The following is a 21,038-nucleotide window of genomic DNA, read 5'->3' on the forward strand; positions in this document are numbered from 1 at the left end:
ATGTCATCAGCAAGTCAACTCAATGACAAGCAACTTGAAGCCATGAAATACACTCAAGGACCCTTGTTAGTACTTGCAGGTGCAGGCTCAGGCAAAACTTCGGTAATTACCCGAAAAATTGCCTACTTGGTACAGCAATGCCGCATTCCCGCGCATCGCATTACCGCCATGACCTTTACCAATAAAGCCGCTCGTGAAATGAAAGAGCGTGTCGGTAAATTGCTGAGCCGTGAAGAAGCCAAGGGCTTGTCAGTGTCGACCTTCCATACCTTCGGCTTGAATCTGTTACGACTCGAACTCAAACATTTACCGCTTAAAGCCAATTTCTCAATCTTGGATGCAGATGACTGTAAACGCATTCTGATCGACTTGATGCATCAGGACAATTTGTCAGGTGCAGAAAGCAAAGAGTTGGTCGCAAAGGCCATGAAGAAAATTTCCGACTGGAAAAATGATCTGATTTTGCCTGAACAAGCGCCAAGTACCTGTGAAACCGAAGACGATGTGCGCTTTGCGTATTTATATCAACTGTATGAACGTAACCTGCGCGCCTACAATGCAGTGGATTTTGATGACCTGATTGTGTTGCCAACGCGCTTATTGCAAGAAAATGCTGAAGTGCGCGACAAATGGCAAAACCGCGTGCGTTATTTGCTGGTCGATGAGTATCAGGACACCAACACCGCACAGTATATTCTGGTGAAATTACTGGTTGGGGTGATGGGGCAGTTTACCGCTGTGGGCGATGATGACCAGTCGATCTATGCATGGCGTGGGGCAAAGCCTGAGAATATGGCACTGCTCAAAGAAGATTTCCCGAATTTAAAAGTGATTAAACTGGAACAAAATTACCGTTCGACCAGTCGCATCCTTAAAGCAGCCAATGCTGTCATTGAAAATAATCCGCATATTTTTGACAAAAAATTGTGGAGTGACAAAGGGCATGGTGAAGTCATTCGGATTATTACTTGTCGTAATGACGATGATGAAGCCGAGCGCGTGGTCAAGGACATCATGACGCACAAGCTCATGAACGGTAAAAACTGGAAAGATTACGCGGTGTTGTATCGCGGCAACTTTCAGGCACGGGTACTGGAAACCCAGCTTCGCCAAATGCAGATTCCATATAAACTCTCAGGCGGAACTTCATTCTTTGCGCGCAGTGAAATCAAAGACATCATGAGTTATTTGCGCCTGATCATTAACCCTGAAGATGACAGTGCGTTCTTACGCATTATTAATACGCCGAAACGTGCGATTGGACCTGTAACTTTGGAAAAACTAGGTCTGTTTGCTCAAGAAAATCATTTATCACTATTGATGGCGGCAGCCGATCAGCGTTTGGGAATGGTGCTAAGTAAAAAAGTCTGCTCGCAATTGCATGAGTTTGCGCAGTTTATGGCAGATTACACGCGTGAATTGCTCGATGATGATCAGCCTGTACCGATTGTCCGTCAGATGATCACTGAAACAGGCTATATCGACTATGTTCGCGAGCAATCGGCAACGCCTGCACAGGAAAAAACCAAGCTCGATAACATCGAAACTTTATATAGCAGTATTCAAAGCCTGATTAATCGCGCTGAAGATGTCGATGAAAAAAATATTGAAAGTGTGATTCGGAAAATGGTGTTGCTGGATATGCTCGAGCAACAGCAGGAAGAAGAAGACACGGACAAGGTCAATCTGTTGACGCTACATGCAGCAAAAGGTCTGGAGTTCCCGTTTGTGTATATGATGGGACTTGAAGAAGAATTGCTGCCGCACAAAAACTCGATTGCGGCGGAAACGGTCGAAGAAGAACGCCGCTTAATGTACGTGGGCATTACTCGTGCGCGCCAAGGTTTAACGTTGACTTTGGCTGAGCAGCGTAAGGCGGGCGGGCAAATGAAGCAGATGACCCCAAGCCGTTTCTTGGATGAATTGCCACAAGATGAACTCGACTGGCTTGGGCGTAAGAAAAAAACGCAACAGGTTCATGTTGACCCGAAAGAACAGGCCAAGGTTTATTTGGAAAATTTACGTGCCATGCTCAAGCATAAGCACTAATGTTTTGATTGTTTAGGAAAGTATATGAAAGTTCAGGTTAAAGTTTTAGACAAGCGTTTAGGTCAACAGTGGGCAATGCCTAGCTATGCGACTACAGGTTCAGCAGGTCTTGATTTACGTGCGTGTCTAGATGAAGCCATCCAGATTGAACCAGGTCAAACCGTATTGGTGAAAACAGGATTGGCGATTTATATTGAAGATACAAATTTTGCAGGTCTGATTTTGCCACGTTCGGGTTTAGGTCATAAGCACGGCATCGTTTTGGGTAATTTGGTGGGTTTAATTGATTCAGATTATCAGGGCGAGTTGATGATTTCTGTGTGGAACCGTGGACAACAAACGTTTACGCTTGAACCAGGCGAGCGTTTGGCTCAGTATGTGCTAGTGCCTGTGGTTCAGGCTGAATTTGAACAGGTTGATGAATTTGCTGCAACTGAGCGTGGAGCAGGTGGCTTCGGTCATACAGGTCAACATTAAAATCAGCAACTGATTTATCGTGGTGAAAAAAACTCCACATTGTTGGAGTTTTTTAACTTTATGTAGCGAACTCGGTGATTTCTTACAAAATAGCCTGAGTGTCGTATTTACAAAACATGAGTTTGTCCTACACAATTTATTCATGATTGATCTAAAAAAAAGTATTTTATGCAGTTAAACAAAAATGATTTTCCTGCGCATATCTTCCGTGCCTACGATATTCGGGGCAAGTTGGATGTTCTGACGCCAGCTGTCGTACAAGCGATCGCTGAAGCATTATCCCAACAATATTTACAACATCGGGTAATGACTGTGGTATTGGGCTATGATGCCCGTTTGACCAGTCCAAGCTATGCTGAAATTTTGCAGCAAACTTTTAAAAAGAATGGCTTAAATGTGATCGAATTAGGCTGTTGTTCCACGCCGTGTTTATATTTCTTCGCCATGCAGCACGGTGGTAATGGTGTAATGGTGACAGCGAGCCATAACCCCAAAAGTGACAATGGCGTTAAATGGATGTGTCAGGGAGACCCTTCATCTCCTGAACAAATTCAGCAGGTCGCATTGTCCGCACAACAACATTATCAACAGCAGCAATGTGCGATCCCATTTGTAGATCAGCCACATCAATTTATTGAGTCTTATAAAACCGAGTATTTGCAGTATTTACAACGCGATATTCATTTGGCACGCCCCCTCAAAGTCGTGGTTGATGGTTTGTATGGTTCGGCAGGACAATACGCGGTTGCCATTTTGCAGCGTTTAGGTTGTCAGGTGATTGCACTGCGCTGTGAAGCCAATGGTGAATTTCCTGAGCATGCGCCTGATCCATCCACTGCCAAGCATTTGGAAAAACTCTGTCATACGGTACGTGAACAACAGGCTGATCTGGGCTTTGCTCTCGATGGAGATGGCGACCGTGTGGTGATGGTCGATGAAACGGGAGCAATTTTACGTGCTGACCGTTTATTGTGCCTATTCGCCAAAATATGTCTTGAGCAGCAGCCACAGCGTGAAGTGGTATTTGATGTGAAATGCTCCAGTTTAGTGATTCAACAAATTAAGCACTATGGTGGTATTCCTCACATGTTGCGTACAGGCAGTACCTTCTTGCGTAAATATATTGCACATTCCAAAGGGCAGGCAGTTTTTGGTGGGGAATATGCTGGGCATTATGTGTTTAATGATGGGCGTGGCAAAGGCTATGACGATGGCCTGTATGCAGCACTGCGTGCGATGGAATATTTAGCCCAAAGCCCCGCTCAGAAATTTTCAGCATTGTTTGTACAAATTCCTGAGCGTTACGCGACAGAAGATACCTATATCCGTACTTATCAGCATCATCCTGTCGAAGTATTACAAGATATTGAGCAGCAAAGTCATAAAATTGCAGCACATTTAACGAAAATCGATGGGGTTAGGCTTGATTTTGATGATGGTTTTGGCATTATTCGAGCATCCAATACTGGCGAATATTTAACAGTACGCTTCGATGCCAGCAGTGCATCGCGTTTAAATGAAATTCGCCAAAACTTTGCATATCTGCTCAGCGAAAAATATCCAGAAATCGCGCACGATATTTGTAACGCGCAATAAGGAGAGGCACATGCCACACCAACACACTGGCCTCGACAAAGCACAGGTTTTAACAGAAGCTTTGCCGTACATTCAACGTTTCTCAGGAAAAACCCTTGTGGTCAAATATGGCGGCAATGCCATGACCGATCCTGAGCTTGAAAGCTCTTTTGCGCGAGACATTGTGTTGCTTAAAACTGTTGGCTTAAACCCGATTGTTGTCCACGGTGGCGGGCCACAAGTGGATTCATTGCTCAAGCGTCTAGGGCAAGAGTCAGACCGTATCGATGGTATGCGTGTGACCGATGCTGCGACCATGGAAGTGGTAGAAATGGTGCTTGGCGGTAGCGTCAACAAATCTATCGTTAATCTGATTAACAAACATGGTGGACGTGCCATCGGTTTGACAGGTAAAGACGGTAACTTACTTCGCGCCCGTAAACTCTTGATGAAAAAACAGAATGAAGATGGTTCTGTAAAAGAAATCGATTTGGGAATGGTTGGTGAAGTGGTAGGCGTGAAAACTGACGTTTTGCAAATGTTTACCCAAAGTGATTTTATTCCTGTGATTGCACCACTCGGTGTCGACGAACAAGGTAATACCTACAACATCAATGCTGACTTGGTGGCAGGTAAAGTCGCTGAAGCCTTGGGTGCAGAAAAACTGATTTTGTTGACCAACATCAGCGGCGTACTTGATGAAAATAAAAACCTGCTGACAGGTTTAACTACGCATGAAGTCGATCAACTGATTGAAACGGGTGTAATTTATGGTGGCATGATTCCGAAAGTGAGCTGTGCGCTCGATGCAGTTAAAGGTGGTGTGGTGAGTGCACATATCGTTGATGGGCGTGTACCACATGCGACTTTGCTTGAGATCTTTACTGATCACGGGGTTGGAACACTCATTACTAACCGTGCTAAAGCTGCACATCCAGACGCTTAAGTTGAAGAAACCGCCTGATGGCGGTTTTTTGGACTCAAAAAATTATTATTCAATAATCGTATTTATATTTTATTGTTTAGCATTATTTTTCATAAAGACAGTGAAAAAACGCATTTGCAGATCAAGGCTGCATCCGCTACATTGCCTATAGATGTATTTGATTGTAAGAAGATTTAAGTATGTGCCAGCTACTCGGAATGAATTGTGCAACACCCACCGATATTACTTTCTCGTTCCGAGGGTTTTCACAACGCGCGGGGGTGACCTCTGATCATTGTGATGGCTTTGGCATTGCTTTTTTTGAACATAAAGCCTGTCGTTTATTTGTCGATAACCAGTCTGCGGTTGAGTCACCGATTGCTGACTTGATTCGTAACTATCCGATTAAATCCCGCAATGTGATTGCACATATCCGTAAAGCCACACAAGGCAAAATTACCCTTGAAAATTCGCACCCATTTATGCGCGAATTGTGGGGGCGTCACTGGATTTTCGCACATAATGGCGATCTGCATGGTTTCCAGCCACAGCTCAGTGGACATTTTACCCCTGTAGGCAATACTGACAGCGAATATGCATTTTGCTTTTTGCTCGATCAACTGGTGGAACGTTTTGGTTATCAGGAACCTTCGATTCAAGATGTTTTTCAGGTTTTACAGGAAGTTGCTCCACAAATTGCAGAGCATGGCACATTTAATTTCTGTTTATCCAATGGTCAAGCCTTGTGGAGTTATGCCACTACCAAACTACATTGGATTGTACGTGAATATCCGTTTCAGCATGCCCAGCTCATTGATCTGGATGTCGAAGTTGATTTTAGTGAAGTGACCACACCAGAGGATCGTGTAGCCGTTATTACCACTGAGCCACTGACACAAAATGAACAGTGGACAGCTTTTCGGGCAGGAGAAATGATTTTATTTCAGCAGGGGCGCCCGATTTTACATGCCATGACCACCGTGCAGCGCTTGATTCGTGAAGCGCAAGATCCTTCTTTGCGACGTATCAGTAAAGCTGATTTATATTAGATTTTTTGAATTATTTTTTATATTTGGTAAAAACTAAATATATAAGCAATTGAATTGATTAAAAAATACTTGATTCTTTTAGTTGGGTATATGGGGTTTTATGAATTTAATCAAATAATTAGTGAAAAGTGTTGTAATTCTGAGGGCATTACTTGGTTTTTCATTGATCATTTTTTGTATATTATGCCTCGAAAATGAAATATGAATGCGTTAGGTGGCCTCACTATGAAGATGAATTGGCGCTCTGAATACAATACTGGTATTGAAGTGATTGATGATCAGCATAAACGTATTCTCGATTATATTAATCAAATCGAAGATGTGCGTTTTACTCACGATCGTAATCAAATCAAAGTGGTATTGGATAATATTATTGACTATACCCAGTCTCATTTTACCTTTGAAGAAAGTCTGCAAGATGAAGCAGGCTATAAGTATCGTGTGCCACATAAGCGTGTACATGACTTATTTATTAAAAAAATTGAAACCTATCGCGATCGTTTTATGATGGGACAAGCCATTGAAGATGAGTTGCATCAAATTTTAACAAAATGGTTGATTAATCATATTCAACATGACGATGCCGATTATGTCGGTGCAGTCAAAGAAAACATGAAAGGCATTATTCGCGAGCATGAAAAGAAAAAAGGCAAGAACTGGTTTGCACGGTTCTTCTCATAAATAATAAAAACAATAAACTAGAATAATCATAAAAAACTACAGCTTGCTTTTTGCGCCAAAAATCATTGCCTCGGCAATGATTTCTTTTTTCTACAAACTTTGATTTTCAGCCATGACAAAGGCAAAATAGCTCATTATTTTTAACTTCGGATGCAGGACAGACCTATGTCACGATGGTTATCGCCACTGATGGCGTTTTGTTTATCATTTATGTTGATTACCACGCTTGCGCCAGTGGTGGGGATTCAATTGGATCGGCAACTGGATTTCTGGTTGCTGTGGCTAGTCATGATGGTCGTACTGGCATTGCCTTTTGCCTACATGGAAGTCGCACTGGTTAAACGCGCGAAGACAACAGCCTTGCAAGCGTTGATGGCATTGACGCGTGAAGCAGATGCTTCAGCATATTGGCGTATTGCAGGTTGGCTGGCTGTGGTGTTTATGCCATTTTTAGCAGGTGCATTGATTGCCAATGCCAGTCACTCCTTAACGCATTATGTTCAACTACCTGTTGCAGAAAATATTGTATTTGCGATTTTGGCGGTAGTTGCTGTTACTGCATCATTTTTGCCACGCCTGATTTTGGTTGGTGTGAGTGCAGTTATGCTGCTGGTTTCACTGGTTTTGAGTCATCTCTTCCCGTTGAACTTAACTGCATGGCATATCACCGCAATTCACTTCTCTGAATGGGGCTATGCGGTGGTTCTGGCGCTGGTTGCTACAGGGTTGGGACTAGGTGTGTATGCGCAGACCAGCGCGGCGCAAATCAAAGATACTGAGCAAGCGACTCCAAATGCTTTACCTGTTTGGGTAGCACAAGTGCTTGCAGTAGTACTTTTTGGCTTTTTTGCGGTGCAAGCAGAACTTCCAGCGATTACCATTTTAGTGAGTGCAGTGGCTGTCGCGGCAGGCTTTGTACAATTGGCGCGTGAACAATTACAGCAACGTCAAATTGCGATGGTGGTGCAATGGGCAATTATTTTAATTGCAATATTGACATGGGCATGTCTTGCAATTGTTCCAGTACTCAATACTGTGCTTATGCTTTGGGGATTATTGATTTGTCTGATTTACGCGATTTTTGCGGGTTGGATCATGAAAATCAGCCATTTGCGTAAATCATTGAATTTCAGTCAGGAAGTGACTTATAACCTGTGGCGTATTGCAGTGCGTGTTGTTGCTCCTTTAGCAATCGTATTGGCAATGGTGGCGATTGTGCTGGGGGCAGTGTAATGCCTCAGCAGGTTTGGGTTGCCTATGCAACCATGCAGCAGCAATACTATCTGACTGTCGAATTTCAGCAGGGAATGACTGTACAGGATGCGATTGAGCAGAGTGGTCTTGCCATACAAACTGACCTGCCGCAGCCGTTACAGGTAGGGATTTTTGGGGTCAAAGTTAGCCTTGAGCATCGCTTGCAGGCAGGTGATCGGGTGGAAATATACCGCCCATTGCTGATTAATCCTCAAGATATTCGCCGTAATCGTGCTGCGAATCATCCTGTCGGACGCTATCAGAAAGGAAATCGGTTTAAGCGATCTTCTTAATAAAAGAAAACCCCAATCAAATCTGATTGGGGTTTTCTTTTACCGTATCGATGCATCAATGGATCGATTAGGGTTGTGCAGACAGGATGGTATCTTTTGAAGGTGGTAGTCCTGGTTGTGCATCTGGAAGGGTGTCTAAGCCTTCAATTTTGGTAACAATACCTGATTTATCAAAGTAAATACGCAAATGCTGACCATGAGCCGCTGGAATCTTGGCTTTTTTCGCATAAGTTCCTGGGATATAATTGTAAACATAATCCCAACGTTCAGGATTAAGTGGGTCAGTAATGGTTGGGCTACCAAGTAAGAAACGAACTTGTTGGTAACTCATGCCAACATGTATCTGAGAAGCTTGGGCTTTTGTTAAAGGTGTCCCTTGAGGAATATCTATTTTATAGACACAGCCGGCAAGCAATGAACTGACGAGTAAGGTCGTCAACATAATTTTTTGCATTTTTGCTACACTATCCAAATCAATTGTGATGCATTTAATCTAGTGATAGATCATACTGCATATAAACTCTGTTGCATATTCCAACTTAACAAATTGTTGAGAGACTTTTTCATGCCCATTTCGAATCAAGATTTGCGTAAAGCAGGACTTAAAGTAACCCTTCCAAGAATTAAGATATTGGAATTACTTGAAAGCTCAAAACAACACCATTTGAGCGCTGAAGATATTTATAAAACATTACTAGATCAAGGTGAAGATGTTGGTTTAGCAACCGTATATCGCGTGTTAACACAATTTGAAGCTGCCGGCATTATTCAACGTCATCATTTTGAAAATAATCACTCGGTTTTTGAAATTATGCAAGAAGATCATCATGATCACCTTGTATGTCAAAATTGCAATAAAGTTCTTGAATTTACAAACGATGTTATTGAGCATGAACAACATGAAGTTGCAAAAGAGTATGGTTTTACGCTTACAGGGCATTCTTTGAATTTATATGGTTATTGCGATGCAGCTGAATGTCAGGATGCTTCACGCAAAAAATAAGCCCTACATAAATATAACAAATAAAAAGGCATTTCTTTAAGAAATGCCTTTTTATTGCTGACTTACTGGCCGTCGAAAGTCATTTTGCTGCTTGCATTGAAGAGTTGGTTTGCTCCACCATCTTCTGAAAGCTTGATTTGTAGGCGTAGATCATTTGGCGAATCGGCATGACGAAGTGCATCTTTATAACTAATTTCACCTGCTTTATATAAATCAAACAAGGCTTGGTCAAAAGTCTGCATTCCCAGTTCGCGAGAGCGAGTCATGAGCGCTTTAAGCTCGTGTATTTCGCCTTTACGAATATAATCTGCCATCAATGGGCTATTAATCATAACTTCAATCGCCGCACGGCGCGATTTACCATCAACTGTTGGTACGAGTTGCTGCGCGACAACCGCACGCAAGTTGAGTGATAAATCCAGATAAATCTGCTCGTGGCGTTCGGTTTCAAAGAAGTGAATAATCCGCTCAAGGGCTTGGTTGGCATTGTTGGCATGCAGTGTCGCAAGTACCAAGTGACCTGTTTCAGCAAATGCAACGGCATAGTCCATGACTTCCTTGGTACGAATCTCACCAATCAAGATCACATCAGGCGCCTGTCGTAAGGTATTTTTGAGTGCAACTTCGAAAGAGTTGGTATCAATACCGACTTCGCGTTGAGTGATAATACAGCCAGCATGCTGGTGTATAAACTCGATAGGGTCTTCAATGGTAATAATATGCCCTTTGGAGTTATGGTTACGGTGACCTAACAATGCAGCCAAAGAAGTCGATTTACCTGTACCTGTAGCCCCTACGAAAATAATAATACCACGCTTGGCCATGACCAGTTCTTTAAGAACAGGTGGTAACTTTAATTCTTCAACACTTGGAATTTTGTGTTCAATACGGCGCAGAACCATACCAGGTAAATCCCGTTGGTAAAAGGCACTGACACGGTAACGTCGGGTTTGTTCACGGTTAGTAATCGCAAAGTTACATTCCCGAGTTTCACTAAATTCTTTGCGTTGCTTTTCATTCATGATGGAATGAATGAGCTGGTCAGCTATTTCCCCAGTCAGTTTGGTCGATGAAATGGGGGTAAGTTGTCCATTGATTTTCATTGACGGTTCAGCATCTGCGGTAATGAACAAATCCGATGCTTTTTTCTCACTCATGAGATTGAGTAAGTCATTAAAATCCATAGCCATGGCAGGGTTCCCTTCGCTGAATTACATAAAGCTGTCTGGTTGTTTGGCGGCGGTACGCGCGACATCCTTGGTAATGACGCCCTTAGTCACAAGGTTTTTGAGGCTTTGATCGAGTGTGACCATGCCCTGATTGGCACCTGTTTGGATTGCTGAATACATTTGTGCCACTTTGTTTTCACGAATCAGGTTACGAATAGACGGTACACCCAGCATGATTTCATGTGCTGCAACACGACCACCACCTGTTTTTTTCAGCAGGGTTTGTGAAATCACCGCCTGTAAAGATTCGGACAGCATGGCACGAATCATATCTTTTTCTTCAGCAGGGAATACGTCAATCACACGGTCAATAGTTTTTGCCGCAGAGGTGGTATGTAGTGTTCCAAATACCAAGTGACCAGTTTCAGCGGCAGTTAGTGCCAAACGAATCGTTTCTAAGTCACGCATCTCACCGACCAGAATAATGTCGGGGTCTTCACGCAGTGCTGAGCGTAATGCTTCGTTAAAGCCATGCGTATCGCGATGTACTTCACGCTGGTTGATCAGGCACTTTTTAGATTGATGTACAAATTCGATTGGGTCTTCGATGGTTAAAACATGATCATAACGGTTTTCGTTAATATAGTCGATCATTGCTGCAAGTGTGGTTGATTTACCAGAACCTGTTGGCCCTGTGACCAGTACAATACCACGCGGAAATTCACAGATTTCCTTAAAGGTATTACCTAGGCCCAGATCTTCCATGGTCAGGATTTTTGAGGGAATGGTACGAAATACTGCACCTGCACCACGGTTCTGGTTAAATGCATTGACACGGAAACGTGCCACGCCAGGAACTTCAAAAGAAAAGTCGGTTTCTAGGAGTTCTTCATAGTCGTGGCGTTGTTTATCATTCATGATGTCATAAATGAGGCGATGGACATCCTTGTGCTCTAATGCAGGAAGATTGATGCGGCGTACTTCACCATCAATACGAATCATCGGCGGTAAACCTGCAGAAAGGTGTAAATCCGATGCCCCATTTTTTGCAGAAAAAGCCAGTAATTCTGTAATATCCATTCTTGCCCCAAAGGTTTCGTTATTTTTGTAAAATAATAACGGCTTTCAAAACATCTAACCAATACTTTCCACCGCAAAACATGAAAAAAACCTTGAGAGATGCCTGTTTATGAATCATTACCAAGAATCTCGTGATGCTGTATTGCAACAAATACAACATGCATGTGCACAATCCCGCCGTTCAGTTGATAGCGTTCAATTGCTTGCAGTGTCGAAAACTCATCCGAGCGACGCTTTACGTGCCATGTATGCAACAGGTCAGCGGGCTTTTGGAGAAAATTATTTGCAAGAAGCACTGGATAAAATTGAGGCGCTGCAGGATTTGGCGATTGAATGGCATTTTATTGGGCATGTGCAGCGTAATAAAACCAAACATCTGGCTGAAAAATTTGCATGGGTGCATGGCGTTGATCGTTTAATTATTGCTGAACGCTTGTCGAGTCAGCGCTTAGACTCCGATGAACCATTAAATATTTGTTTACAGGTGAATATTGATGGTCAAGACACCAAAGATGGCTGTGCCCCTGAAGAGGTTGCAACATTGGTCGAGCAGATTAGCCAGCTTCCGCATTTGCGTTTACGCGGTTTGATGGTGATTCCTGCACCGAATAATCTGAAGGCATTTGCCGATGCACAGGCGCTATTTGAGCAAGTCAAAGAGCACCACGCTCACCCTAACGACTGGGATACGTTGAGCATGGGCATGTCGGGCGATCTTGAAGCCGCAGTTGCCGCAGGCTCAACCATGGTTCGGGTCGGTACAGCATTGTTTGGTGCGCGAGATTATCAAAAGTAACCATACAGATCAGGTGCGATGAGTTAGCCAAAGATTAAATGCGCACGATTTTGACGATAGCCTTTGCGGAGGAGGGTTACTGTTGCATCGTGCGGTTCCCATTTACATCAAATTTATTGTCTAGCCCATAATTTCAATCTGACTTGCTCCTGAACCGAGCGGCTGCACTTGGATCTGTACAGGAATGCGCTCATGCATGTCCTGAATATGCGAGATCAGTACGACTTTACGTCCCTGATTTTGCAATTGATCGAGCGCATTCATCACCATGTGTAGCGATGATGCATCTAAAGTGCCAAAGCCTTCATCAATAAACAGCGATTCGATTTTCATGGAGCCCAATGCCATATTGGCAATCGCCAGTGACAGGGCAAGGGCGGTGAGGAAGGATTCACCACCAGACAGTGAGGCAACCGAACGTACTTCGCCATCCATATCATGGTCAATGATGGCGAGGCTAAGCGAGTGTTCCAGACGCTTGAGCGTATAACGCTGTGACAGCATCGCCAGTTGCTGATTGGCATATTCAAGTAAAATATCCAGATTGTATTGCTGGGCTAAATCACGGAATTTTTTCCCGTTGGCATCTCCCATTAAACCTGAAATTTTACCCCAGCGATGTTCCTCTTGCTGAATCTGCTGAATCTGTTCGAAAAATTCTTGTTGTTTCTCTAGATTGCGCTGATGCAGTTCCAGCTTGAGTTTGAAGTTATCGCGGATGTCTTGGGTTTGTTGCAGGGATTCAAGCAACGCTGTGAATTCAGTGTGTAGTTGAGTCAGTCCAATCTCAGGCTGATGGCTCAAATGTTGTTGTAATTGCTCTTGAATGGCTTTCAGAGCCGCCTGAACATCTGCCAATGCACGTTCGGCATCTTGAACGTCTCGGCGGATCTGCTGCGCTTCTTCAAGCGAAATATGTTGTAGCTGGGAAAGTAACGGCTGATCAAACTCTGTATGTTGTGTTAGCCATTGTTCGATTTCAAGGGTCGCGGTTTGATGCTGTGCTGTCACCTGAAGCAACTGAATGTTGAGCTGATCGAGTTGCCGTTGCTGTTGCTCAAAATTTTCGCGGGTTTGCTCGAAGCTTTGGCGAATCTGGTTAAATTGAAGCTGTAGATTTTGCCGTTGCTCGTCATATTGAATCAACCATTCATGTGGTTTTTCAATCTGTATGTGCGTCATTTCAAAAATCAATTGGATGGCTGAATCGGTATTCTCTTTGCCTTTACGTTTCAATTCAGCCTGCTCTGTTTCAGCTTGTTGAATCAGCGCCTGTTTATGTTGCAGTTCAAGCGTTTTTTGCTGTAAATGCTGGGTTTTGTCATTCAACTGCTGATTCAGCATTTCAATATGCTGTAAAAGCTGACTACGTTGGTTGAGCAAGTGCATGATGTGCTGGGCAGTATTTAAAGTTTGCTTTTGCCATGCATCACGTTGTTCAGTCGTGAGTAGATCGAGCAGATATCGGATCGTCTGTTCGGACTGTTGCACGATAGAAAGCTGCTGCGAAATTTCCTGAATCTGTTGGGTCAGCGTGCGTTGCTGTTTTTGAGCATCATCAAGTTGTTGTATGGATTGCTCAAGGTTTTGCTTGTCTTGTTGAAGTGTTTGAATGATTTGTAAAAGTTTCTGCTGGGTTTGCTCAGGCGATTGGCTGAAATCAATGTCAATTTGAGCTTGTGTGCAGATGCTACTCATCGAGTGCTGAGTTTTTTCAAGCTCGGCAGTTAACGCATTTAGGCGGCTTTGATTTTGCGTGAGCGCCATATTGTACTGTGCATGAATCTGCTGCGCCCGTTGCCAAGCCTGTAACTGTTGTTGCTCCAGTTGAATGGCTTGTTGTTCTTGCTGTTCTTGTAGTTTGAGCAGCTCATTGGAAAGAGAAGTATGTTCCGCTTTAAAAGGATGATGGGTGCTGCCACAGACCAAGCAGGCTTCGCCTTCAATCAATTGCTCGCGTAGTTTTTCAATATTTTCGGTATGCAACAGGCGTTGCTGCTGCAAGATACGTTGTAACTGTTCTCGTTCCAGTTTCTGAGTTTGATATTGCTGTTCGGTGTGCTGAACCTGCTGTGTGCTGTGCTCAATTTCTTGCGTCAGTTCATCACATTTAGTTCGAACAGTATTCTGTTCTAAATGAAGTTGACTAAACTGTTGAAATTGGGTGTCGATTAAAGTCAATTGATGGCTTTGGGCAACTATTTTCTCATGCTGGCTACGAAGCTGTCGCAATTGTGCATCAATATTTTGCTCATGACCAAATTGCTGTTGTTGCGATGCAAGCTGTTGTTGTTTTTGACTTAAATCTGTTTGTGCTTTTGCGAGTTCACCATATTGCTGTTCGAAGCTTTGAAAATGCTGAATAAAGCGTTGTAGTGGCGCGATATGTGCGGACAGTCCTTGATCCAAACTGGAAAATTGTGCGGTTTGTTGTAGTTGTTGTGATCGTTCCGCAAGCTGCATGCTGAACTGATCGCAATCCGTTTGCAATTGAGTCTGTTGCTGTAATAACGGTTGTAAATCTTGTTGCAAACTTTCTAGCGTGGATTTGGCTTTAATAAATTGTTTGCCAATAAATTCACGTTCCTGAATATAGCTTCGGACTTGCTCAAGGCTGGACTGATGTATTTGTTCAAACGTATGCTGAGCTTTGAATTGTTTGTCCACATTTTCAAACACAGTTTTTTCTTGTTCAAAATCGTGTTTGATAACGTTGAATTTTAACTGGCAGCTTTGAATTTGTGGTTGTAACTGACGTAGTTCCGTCTGAGTTTTTTGCTGTTGAATCACGCTCGGGCGAATTGAGGCAAAGGTTTCCAATTGTTTAAGCTGCGTGCGTTTTGAACCCAGTGCATCAAATTTTTGTTGCTGCTCAGTTAGATGCTGCTGGCGTTGTTGTACATCACGTTCGAGTTGTTGCTGCTGGGTAAACCAGCGCTGATATTGCTCAAGTTTTATCTTCTCAGTATTGAGTTTCTCATACTGTATATTGCTTTGCTTTAGTTGCTCGGTCAGTTCAGCCACAGCTTCATCTGACAAGATTTCAATATGTCCTAAAACATTTTCCAGTTCTTTACGTTGCTTGGCAATGTCACGGGTTTTTTCAAATGCCAATTGCCCGATTTTGGCAAAAATTGAAGAATTGGTCAGGTATTCGAGCAGTTCACCTCGTTCACTGTCGCGAGCTTTTAAGAATGCCGTGACTTCGGACTGAGCTAACAGCACCGCACGGGTAAATTGTTCAAACGACAACTGGGTAATGTTTTTGATACTGTCATCGACGGCTTTGGTTTTGTCGGCAATTACCACGCCATCGCTCAGGCAAGTCAGCGAACGCTGTACGCTTTGCAATTTGCCCGTAGGGTTTTCACGGGCACGTTTCAACTCCCAACGCGCCAAATAACGCTTCTGATCGGGTGCGATAAAACTCACTTCGGCAAAACCATGCCCCGTGCCGCGGCGTAACACGGTTAAAGGTGAATTGGATAATAATTCTGAACCGTCGACATCACGGAGTTTCCCGTCGCTTTCCTTAAGACGCGGAATTTTATTAAATAGGGCAAGGCACATCGCATCCAAAATGGTTGATTTGCCTGCGCCCGTTTTGCCTGTAATTGCGATCAACCCTGCATTTGCCAACGGCTGACTTTCAAAATCAATCCATTGTTCACCCGCCAGTGATGCCAGATTTTTTATGCGAATAGATAAAATTTTCATGGCAAATCCTTAAGCAGAGGTTTCATCATCAAGAGCATGCTGGGCTTGTTCGACCAAACTCATAAAGTCTTTGAGTACGCTGTCATCGTTATCGTAACCTTGTTTTTGCCACAGGCTACTAAATAGTTTTTCAGGAGTCGGCGGTTCTAAACTTATGCTGAAAGCCTGATCTTGTTGCTGTTCATTTGGCAAATACTGGCGGGAAATTTTGACCAGTCGATAACGGTTTTTTGGCAGTGCATCTTCAAACTGTTGCCGTAAATTTAGAGCAGGCGGTTGGGTGGTACTGTATTCAATATCCACATATTCACGTTGCTCAATCTCCTCAATTTCGCCGTGTGGCAAAGCCTGTAACTGGGCAAAGACTTCATCTAGGCTGCCCCGAATCGCAATCAGGTTAATGCTGCGAGGAATGGCTATTGCGTCAAAAGTATACGGCTGTTCAGGATTTTGGGGGTCAATCCTGACATCAACCACCTGATGTTTATAATGAATTTCGCTAAAAGACAAAGGAATCGGCGAACCACTATAGCGAATATGCGCTTGTCCGACTTTTTGTGGTTTATGCAAATGCCCGAGTGCCACATAATCAATTGCACCATCAAATAATGCAGTAGAAAGCGCTTCTTCATTGCCAATGATAATTGGGCGTTCCGAGTCTGATGTTTCTGCACCTTGCATGTGCGCATGCGACATGACAATCAACGCCTGTTCAGGTGTTTTTCTTTTTTGCGCTTCGCTAATCAAGGTGCGATGTAGATATTCAATCGCAGATTGGCTGGTGCTGGTCTGGTCATTCAGACCTGTAATTTCCGCAGAACGTAGAAAAGGCAGTGCCACACACCACGCCACAATATTTTTTTGTGCATCGTAAATGGGTAAAATCAGGCGCTCAGTATTTAAGCTTTTGTCATCGTTCCAGCGAATCACGCCTACAGCTTTGGCGTGGTATTTTTCGAGGAGCGGTTCGACCTGTTCAATCCGATAACCTGAGTCATGGTTGCCTGCAATCATCAGGGTTTGCATCTGTGGTGCAGCGTCGTGCGCATCGGCAAGAAATTGATAGAGTTGTTTTTGTGCCTGTGAACTTGGATTGATTACATCGAAAATATCACCTGCAATGAGCAGAGCATGTGGTTGTTTTTCTTTGATTTGTTGAATGAGCCATGCCAGAAATTGTTCATGTTCATAGTGGCGCGAATGGTTATAAAAGAATTGTCCCAAATGCCAGTCTGAAGTATGAAGAAAATGCACGCTCATAAAGTTGGAAGTCCTGCGAATGAATGTCCATAAGGTAGCATAAAGCTGTATGCAAGGTGCAGAATACACACCAAGATTGAAAGCGACTTTTTTCCGATAATGGAATTGGGTTAATCGAATCCACTTTATTTTTATTGATTTTTTTGCTGGATATATTGTGTTTCGAAGTTGCCATCTCCATATTAATTTATAGATGAGATAGTTCTTAGATGGGTTGAAAATGAGTGGGAAAATACTCTGAAAAAGAAAAGACCAACGATTCGAGTGATATAAATCGTTGGTCTAAGATACTTCGTACAACGGGTTATTTTTATGAAGTTACCCGAGGCAAAGATTGTTGATGGCAGGTGACTGAAGAGACGTTTTCGCTGATGCCGTACAAAAACGTCAACAACAGACCTTGTACCCTATATAACGTCAGTGTTTTAGGAATGGTTGACAAGAAAGTTTAAAAAACTTTAAAAAAATTCAAGTGGTCTAATTTGTGATCAAATATTGGCAGACATGCTATATTTTTTAGACCATCTCATCTAATAAAAATGAACAAAGGAAATACTATGTCTGCTGCAACTATTTTGATTACAGGTGCTTCGGGCTTTATTGGTAGGCATTTGTTACCGTATTTGTTAGAGCGTGATTATCGTGTGATTGCCCTGAGCCGTAAAAATCGAACGTCAGACCACCATAACCTGCGCTGGGTTCAGAAACTCAGTCAGGTCAATAATGAAATGATTGACTATGTGATTAATCTGGCGGGAGAAAATATTGGTCAGCAGCGCTGGAGTACGGAGCGCAAACAGCAACTGATTTATAGTCGGGTTGAGACTACAACGCAGTTGTTTCAGTGGCTCAATCACCAAAAGCATCGACCAAAACTGGTGATTTCAGGTTCAGCAGTAGGTTATTACGGGATTGATGAGCAGCAACAGTGGCAAAAAATTTGTGATGAAAATACTGAGCCCCAAGACATTTTTATGTCAGAACTTTGTCAGCAGTGGGAACAGGCAGCGTTAGCATATCAAGCGCAGTACACGATTAAAATTATCCGTTTAGGCGTGGTCTTTGCTGCAGATGGTGGAATTTTACCGCAGATGCTACAACCGATAAAAATGAAACTGGCTGGGAAAATCGGGCATGGTCGTCAGCCTGTGACGTGGGTACATATTGCCGATGTGCTGGGCGCGATTGAATTTCTAATCACTCACCAACCACAGGCACAAATTTTTAATGTCGTTGCCCCTGAACACTCAACACAACAGCAGTTTGCCGAGTGCGCTGCCCGATATTTAAAGGTTCGCCCACTACTGACAGCTCCAAGCTTTGCTTTTAAGCTTTTACTGGGTGAACAATCTCAACTGATTTTAAATGGACAGTTTGTCCAACCCAAAGCTTTGCTTGAAGCAGGCTATCATTTTCATTATCCAACTCTGGATTTGGCATTGCAGCAATTATTGGCGTAATTAGGCGAGAGCATTTTGTATGAGGCGCTGCGGAGAATACGCTGCTGGATCGACCAAAGTGCTTTGTTGCAACATGAGTTGACGCAGTAGGCGCGCAGAAGCAGGTCCCATACACAAACCATTACGGAAATGTCCGAAGTTGGCCCATAAGTTGTCGACTTCTGGCATTTGCCCGATGTAAGGCACACCGTCAGGAGAGCTTGGACGTAAACCTGCCCATTGATCGACCAGTGGAAACTGTGCCAGTTCGGGCACCATTTCAAATACAGCATCGACAATATTTTGCTGAATATGGGCTTTCGGTGTGTTGTCAAAACCAAAATCATTCATGCTTGAACCACAGACAATATGTCCGTCACGCCGTGGAATCAGGTACATGACCTTGTTCATACACATGGTTGGCAACCAGTTTTCTGGTGTTTTAAACAGTGCCATTTGACCATGTATAGGTTTAACAGGAATGCTTAAATTGAGTGGCTCAGCCCAAGCTTGACTCCATGCGCCTGTGGCAAGTACCACCTGATCAGCCACAAATTTTTCGCCATTTTCAGTGTGAATCGCGGTGACTTTTTGGTTTTGAATCTGTAATTTTTGGATTGCACAGTTTTCCACAAATGTGATTTGAGGTTGCTGTTTTAAATAGGCAATTAAAGATTGCAACAGTCGTGGGTTACGCACATTGGACAGATGCGGAAAATACAAAGCCTGCTGAAACTGTTCAGATACACGCGGGTTGAGCTGATGTAAGTCTTGCCCTTGTAGTAACTCTGCATATTGCATCGGTTCCTGATGACGCTGCGCATAGCTTTGCCCAATCGCAAAATCTTCAGGGTCAAAAATCAGCATACCCGTATGCTGAATCTGAAAATCAATCTGGGTGATCGGATACAACTGTGCATTGTATTCCTCATAGAGCGCTTTGCCATATTGAGCCAGTTGGTTGACCGCAGCAGGGTAGCGCCACGGGTACATCGGCGACAAAATGCCACCGCCTGCCCATGATGCAGCCTTACCTGCATGTTGCTGGTCAAAAATCGTGACGGAACAGCCGTGTTGAATCAGTTCAAAGGCTGAGAGTAAACCACTTACACCCGCCCCAATGATGGCAATCTGCATCGTGCGCTCGATCTATCTGGGAAAATGAATTATTGCATTTCTTTGAGTTTTTGCGCAGCGACATCGGCAAAGTATGTCCAGATCCCGTCTGCACCTGCACGGCGGCAGCAGAGTAATGACTCTAGAATCACATTGTCACTGAGCCAGCCATTTTGAATCGCGCCTGCAAGCATGGCATATTCACCACTGACCTGATACACGAAGGTCGGCACGCCAAAGGTATCTTTAACTTCACGTACGACATCGAGATATGGCAAACCTGGTTTGACAATCACCATGTCCGCACCTTCCTGTAAGTCCAGAGCAATTTCATGCAAGGCTTCAGCGCGGTTGCCGACATCCATTTGATAGGTGTATTTGTTGCCACCTTTGAGGTTGCTTGATGAACCCACGGCATCACGGAATGGGCCATAAAAACTTGAAGCGTATTTGGCAGAGTACGCCATGATATTGGTGTAAATGAAGTTATTTTGTTCGAGTGCCTGACGAATCGCGCCAATTCGCCCGTCCATCATGTCGCTCGGTGCAATCACATCCGCGCCTGCTTCAGCATGACTGAGCGCCTGTTTAATCAGGCAATCTACGGTTTCGTCATTTAAGACATAACCGTTTTCATCAATAATGCCATCCTGACCATGCGTGGTGTAGGGATCGAGTGCGCCGTCAGTGATCAGCACCATTTCTGGTAATTCTTTTTTGAGTAAACGGCAGGTGTTTTGCACCACACCATCTTCACGCCATGCAGCTTCAGCGGTCAGACTTTTGTCTTCTTGTGGTGTAACAGGGAATAGGGCCAGTTTAGAAACCCCAAGCTCTAACAGGCTTTCCGCTTTTTTCAACAACAAATCAGCCGACAAACGCTGAATGTTCGGCATGCTTGGAATGTCTTCACGCTGGTTTTGCCCTGGCAGTACAAATACAGGATAAATCAGGTGGTGTGGAGTAATTTGAGTCTCACTGACCATCGCTCGAAGTTGATCATTCTTACGGATACGGCGCATACGGGTGGCAGGAAATGCAGGGCGATTGAACGTATAAGTCATAACAATCTCGATGTTCAGTATTAAACTTGGGGGCTATTGTAGCCCTATAATGAGGCGTTTGTACAAGAACATATCATCATTCAAGGAATAA

At 43.6% G+C, this 21,038-nt stretch carries 18 protein-coding genes; 11 read left to right on the forward strand and 7 right to left on the reverse strand.

Annotated features, from left to right (window positions below; translation table 11 throughout):
* The 8 genes from P255_RS02135 (at nt 1) to P255_RS02170 (ending at nt 8,303) form a co-directional block, all read left to right on the forward strand.
* Complete coding sequence (locus P255_RS02135; RefSeq protein ID WP_004903164.1) at nt 1-2,049, forward strand: UvrD-helicase domain-containing protein; 2,049 nt, start codon at nt 1-3, stop codon at nt 2,047-2,049.
* Nucleotides 2,050-2,073: 24 nt separating this feature from the next.
* Nucleotides 2,074-2,526 (forward strand): dUTP diphosphatase, encoded by a 453-nt coding sequence (gene dut / locus P255_RS02140; RefSeq protein ID WP_004903166.1) that lies wholly within the window; start codon nt 2,074-2,076, stop codon nt 2,524-2,526.
* A 168-nt stretch (nt 2,527-2,694) separates the two neighbouring features.
* Nucleotides 2,695-4,122 carry a phosphomannomutase/phosphoglucomutase gene (locus P255_RS02145; RefSeq protein ID WP_004903167.1) on the forward strand — a complete coding sequence of 476 codons (1,428 nt, stop codon included), beginning with the start codon at nt 2,695-2,697 and terminating at the stop codon, nt 4,120-4,122.
* A 10-nt stretch (nt 4,123-4,132) separates the two neighbouring features.
* Nucleotides 4,133-5,047 (forward strand): acetylglutamate kinase, encoded by a 915-nt coding sequence (gene argB / locus P255_RS02150; protein WP_004903168.1) that lies wholly within the window; start codon nt 4,133-4,135, stop codon nt 5,045-5,047.
* 179 nt (nt 5,048-5,226) lie between these two features.
* On the forward strand, nt 5,227-6,075 hold the full coding sequence (locus P255_RS02155; RefSeq protein ID WP_004903169.1) for a class II glutamine amidotransferase: 849 nt from the start codon (nt 5,227-5,229) through the stop codon (nt 6,073-6,075).
* A gap of 225 nt (nt 6,076-6,300) precedes the next feature.
* The gene (locus P255_RS02160) at nt 6,301-6,756 is read left to right on the forward strand and encodes a bacteriohemerythrin (RefSeq protein WP_004903170.1); all 456 of its coding nucleotides are present in this window, start codon (nt 6,301-6,303) and stop codon (nt 6,754-6,756) included.
* 150 nt (nt 6,757-6,906) lie between these two features.
* Nucleotides 6,907-7,989 carry a membrane protein gene (locus P255_RS02165; RefSeq protein WP_035364949.1) on the forward strand — a complete coding sequence of 361 codons (1,083 nt, stop codon included), beginning with the start codon at nt 6,907-6,909 and terminating at the stop codon, nt 7,987-7,989.
* Nucleotides 7,989-8,303: an RnfH family protein gene (locus P255_RS02170; RefSeq protein WP_004903172.1), complete on the forward strand. Its 315-nt coding sequence runs from the start codon at nt 7,989-7,991 to the stop codon at nt 8,301-8,303. Before P255_RS02165 ends, P255_RS02170 begins: the two co-directional genes overlap by 1 nt.
* A gap of 67 nt (nt 8,304-8,370) precedes the next feature.
* Here the strand turns inward: P255_RS02170 and P255_RS02175 are convergent, their stop codons facing one another.
* On the reverse strand, nt 8,371-8,757 hold the full coding sequence (locus tag P255_RS02175; RefSeq protein ID WP_004903173.1) for an outer membrane protein assembly factor BamE: 387 nt from the start codon (nt 8,755-8,757) through the stop codon (nt 8,371-8,373).
* A gap of 111 nt (nt 8,758-8,868) precedes the next feature.
* On the opposite strand from P255_RS02175, the gene fur reads away from it, so the two are divergent.
* Nucleotides 8,869-9,306, forward strand: a complete 438-nt coding sequence (fur, locus tag P255_RS02180; protein WP_004903176.1) for a ferric iron uptake transcriptional regulator — start codon at nt 8,869-8,871, stop codon at nt 9,304-9,306.
* Between the two features lie 62 nt (nt 9,307-9,368).
* Here fur and P255_RS02185 read toward each other — a convergent pair whose 3' ends face one another.
* Together P255_RS02185 and P255_RS02190 are read right to left on the reverse strand one after the other, a co-directional pair.
* Nucleotides 9,369-10,490 carry a PilT/PilU family type 4a pilus ATPase gene (locus P255_RS02185; protein WP_035365240.1) on the reverse strand — a complete coding sequence of 374 codons (1,122 nt, stop codon included), beginning with the start codon at nt 10,488-10,490 and terminating at the stop codon, nt 9,369-9,371.
* A 27-nt stretch (nt 10,491-10,517) separates the two neighbouring features.
* Nucleotides 10,518-11,555, reverse strand: a complete 1,038-nt coding sequence (locus tag P255_RS02190) for a type IV pilus twitching motility protein PilT (protein ID WP_004903179.1) — start codon at nt 11,553-11,555, stop codon at nt 10,518-10,520.
* Between the two features lie 109 nt (nt 11,556-11,664).
* Between P255_RS02190 and P255_RS02195 the strand changes: the two genes are divergently transcribed.
* Nucleotides 11,665-12,351, forward strand: a complete 687-nt coding sequence (locus P255_RS02195; RefSeq protein WP_004903181.1) for a YggS family pyridoxal phosphate-dependent enzyme — start codon at nt 11,665-11,667, stop codon at nt 12,349-12,351.
* 120 nt (nt 12,352-12,471) lie between these two features.
* Here P255_RS02195 and P255_RS02200 read toward each other — a convergent pair whose 3' ends face one another.
* Together P255_RS02200 and P255_RS02205 are read right to left on the reverse strand one after the other, a co-directional pair.
* Nucleotides 12,472-16,068: an AAA family ATPase gene (locus P255_RS02200; protein WP_004903183.1), complete on the reverse strand. Its 3,597-nt coding sequence runs from the start codon at nt 16,066-16,068 to the stop codon at nt 12,472-12,474.
* Between the two features lie 9 nt (nt 16,069-16,077).
* Nucleotides 16,078-17,328 (reverse strand): exonuclease SbcCD subunit D, encoded by a 1,251-nt coding sequence (locus P255_RS02205; protein WP_004903185.1) that lies wholly within the window; start codon nt 17,326-17,328, stop codon nt 16,078-16,080.
* 557 nt (nt 17,329-17,885) lie between these two features.
* Here P255_RS02205 and P255_RS02210 point away from each other — a divergent pair.
* Nucleotides 17,886-18,788 carry a TIGR01777 family oxidoreductase gene (locus tag P255_RS02210; protein ID WP_004903186.1) on the forward strand — a complete coding sequence of 301 codons (903 nt, stop codon included), beginning with the start codon at nt 17,886-17,888 and terminating at the stop codon, nt 18,786-18,788.
* On the opposite strand, the gene thiO is transcribed toward P255_RS02210, so the two are convergent.
* On the reverse strand, nt 18,789-19,904 hold the full coding sequence (gene thiO / locus P255_RS02215; protein WP_004903189.1) for a glycine oxidase ThiO: 1,116 nt from the start codon (nt 19,902-19,904) through the stop codon (nt 18,789-18,791).
* A 29-nt stretch (nt 19,905-19,933) separates the two neighbouring features.
* Nucleotides 19,934-20,947: a porphobilinogen synthase gene (gene hemB, locus P255_RS02220; RefSeq protein WP_004903190.1), complete on the reverse strand. Its 1,014-nt coding sequence runs from the start codon at nt 20,945-20,947 to the stop codon at nt 19,934-19,936.
* Nucleotides 20,948-21,038 lie beyond the last annotated feature (91 nt).

It is taken from the genome of Acinetobacter brisouii CIP 110357, assembly GCF_000488275.1.
GTDB lineage: Bacteria > Pseudomonadota > Gammaproteobacteria > Pseudomonadales > Moraxellaceae > Acinetobacter > Acinetobacter brisouii.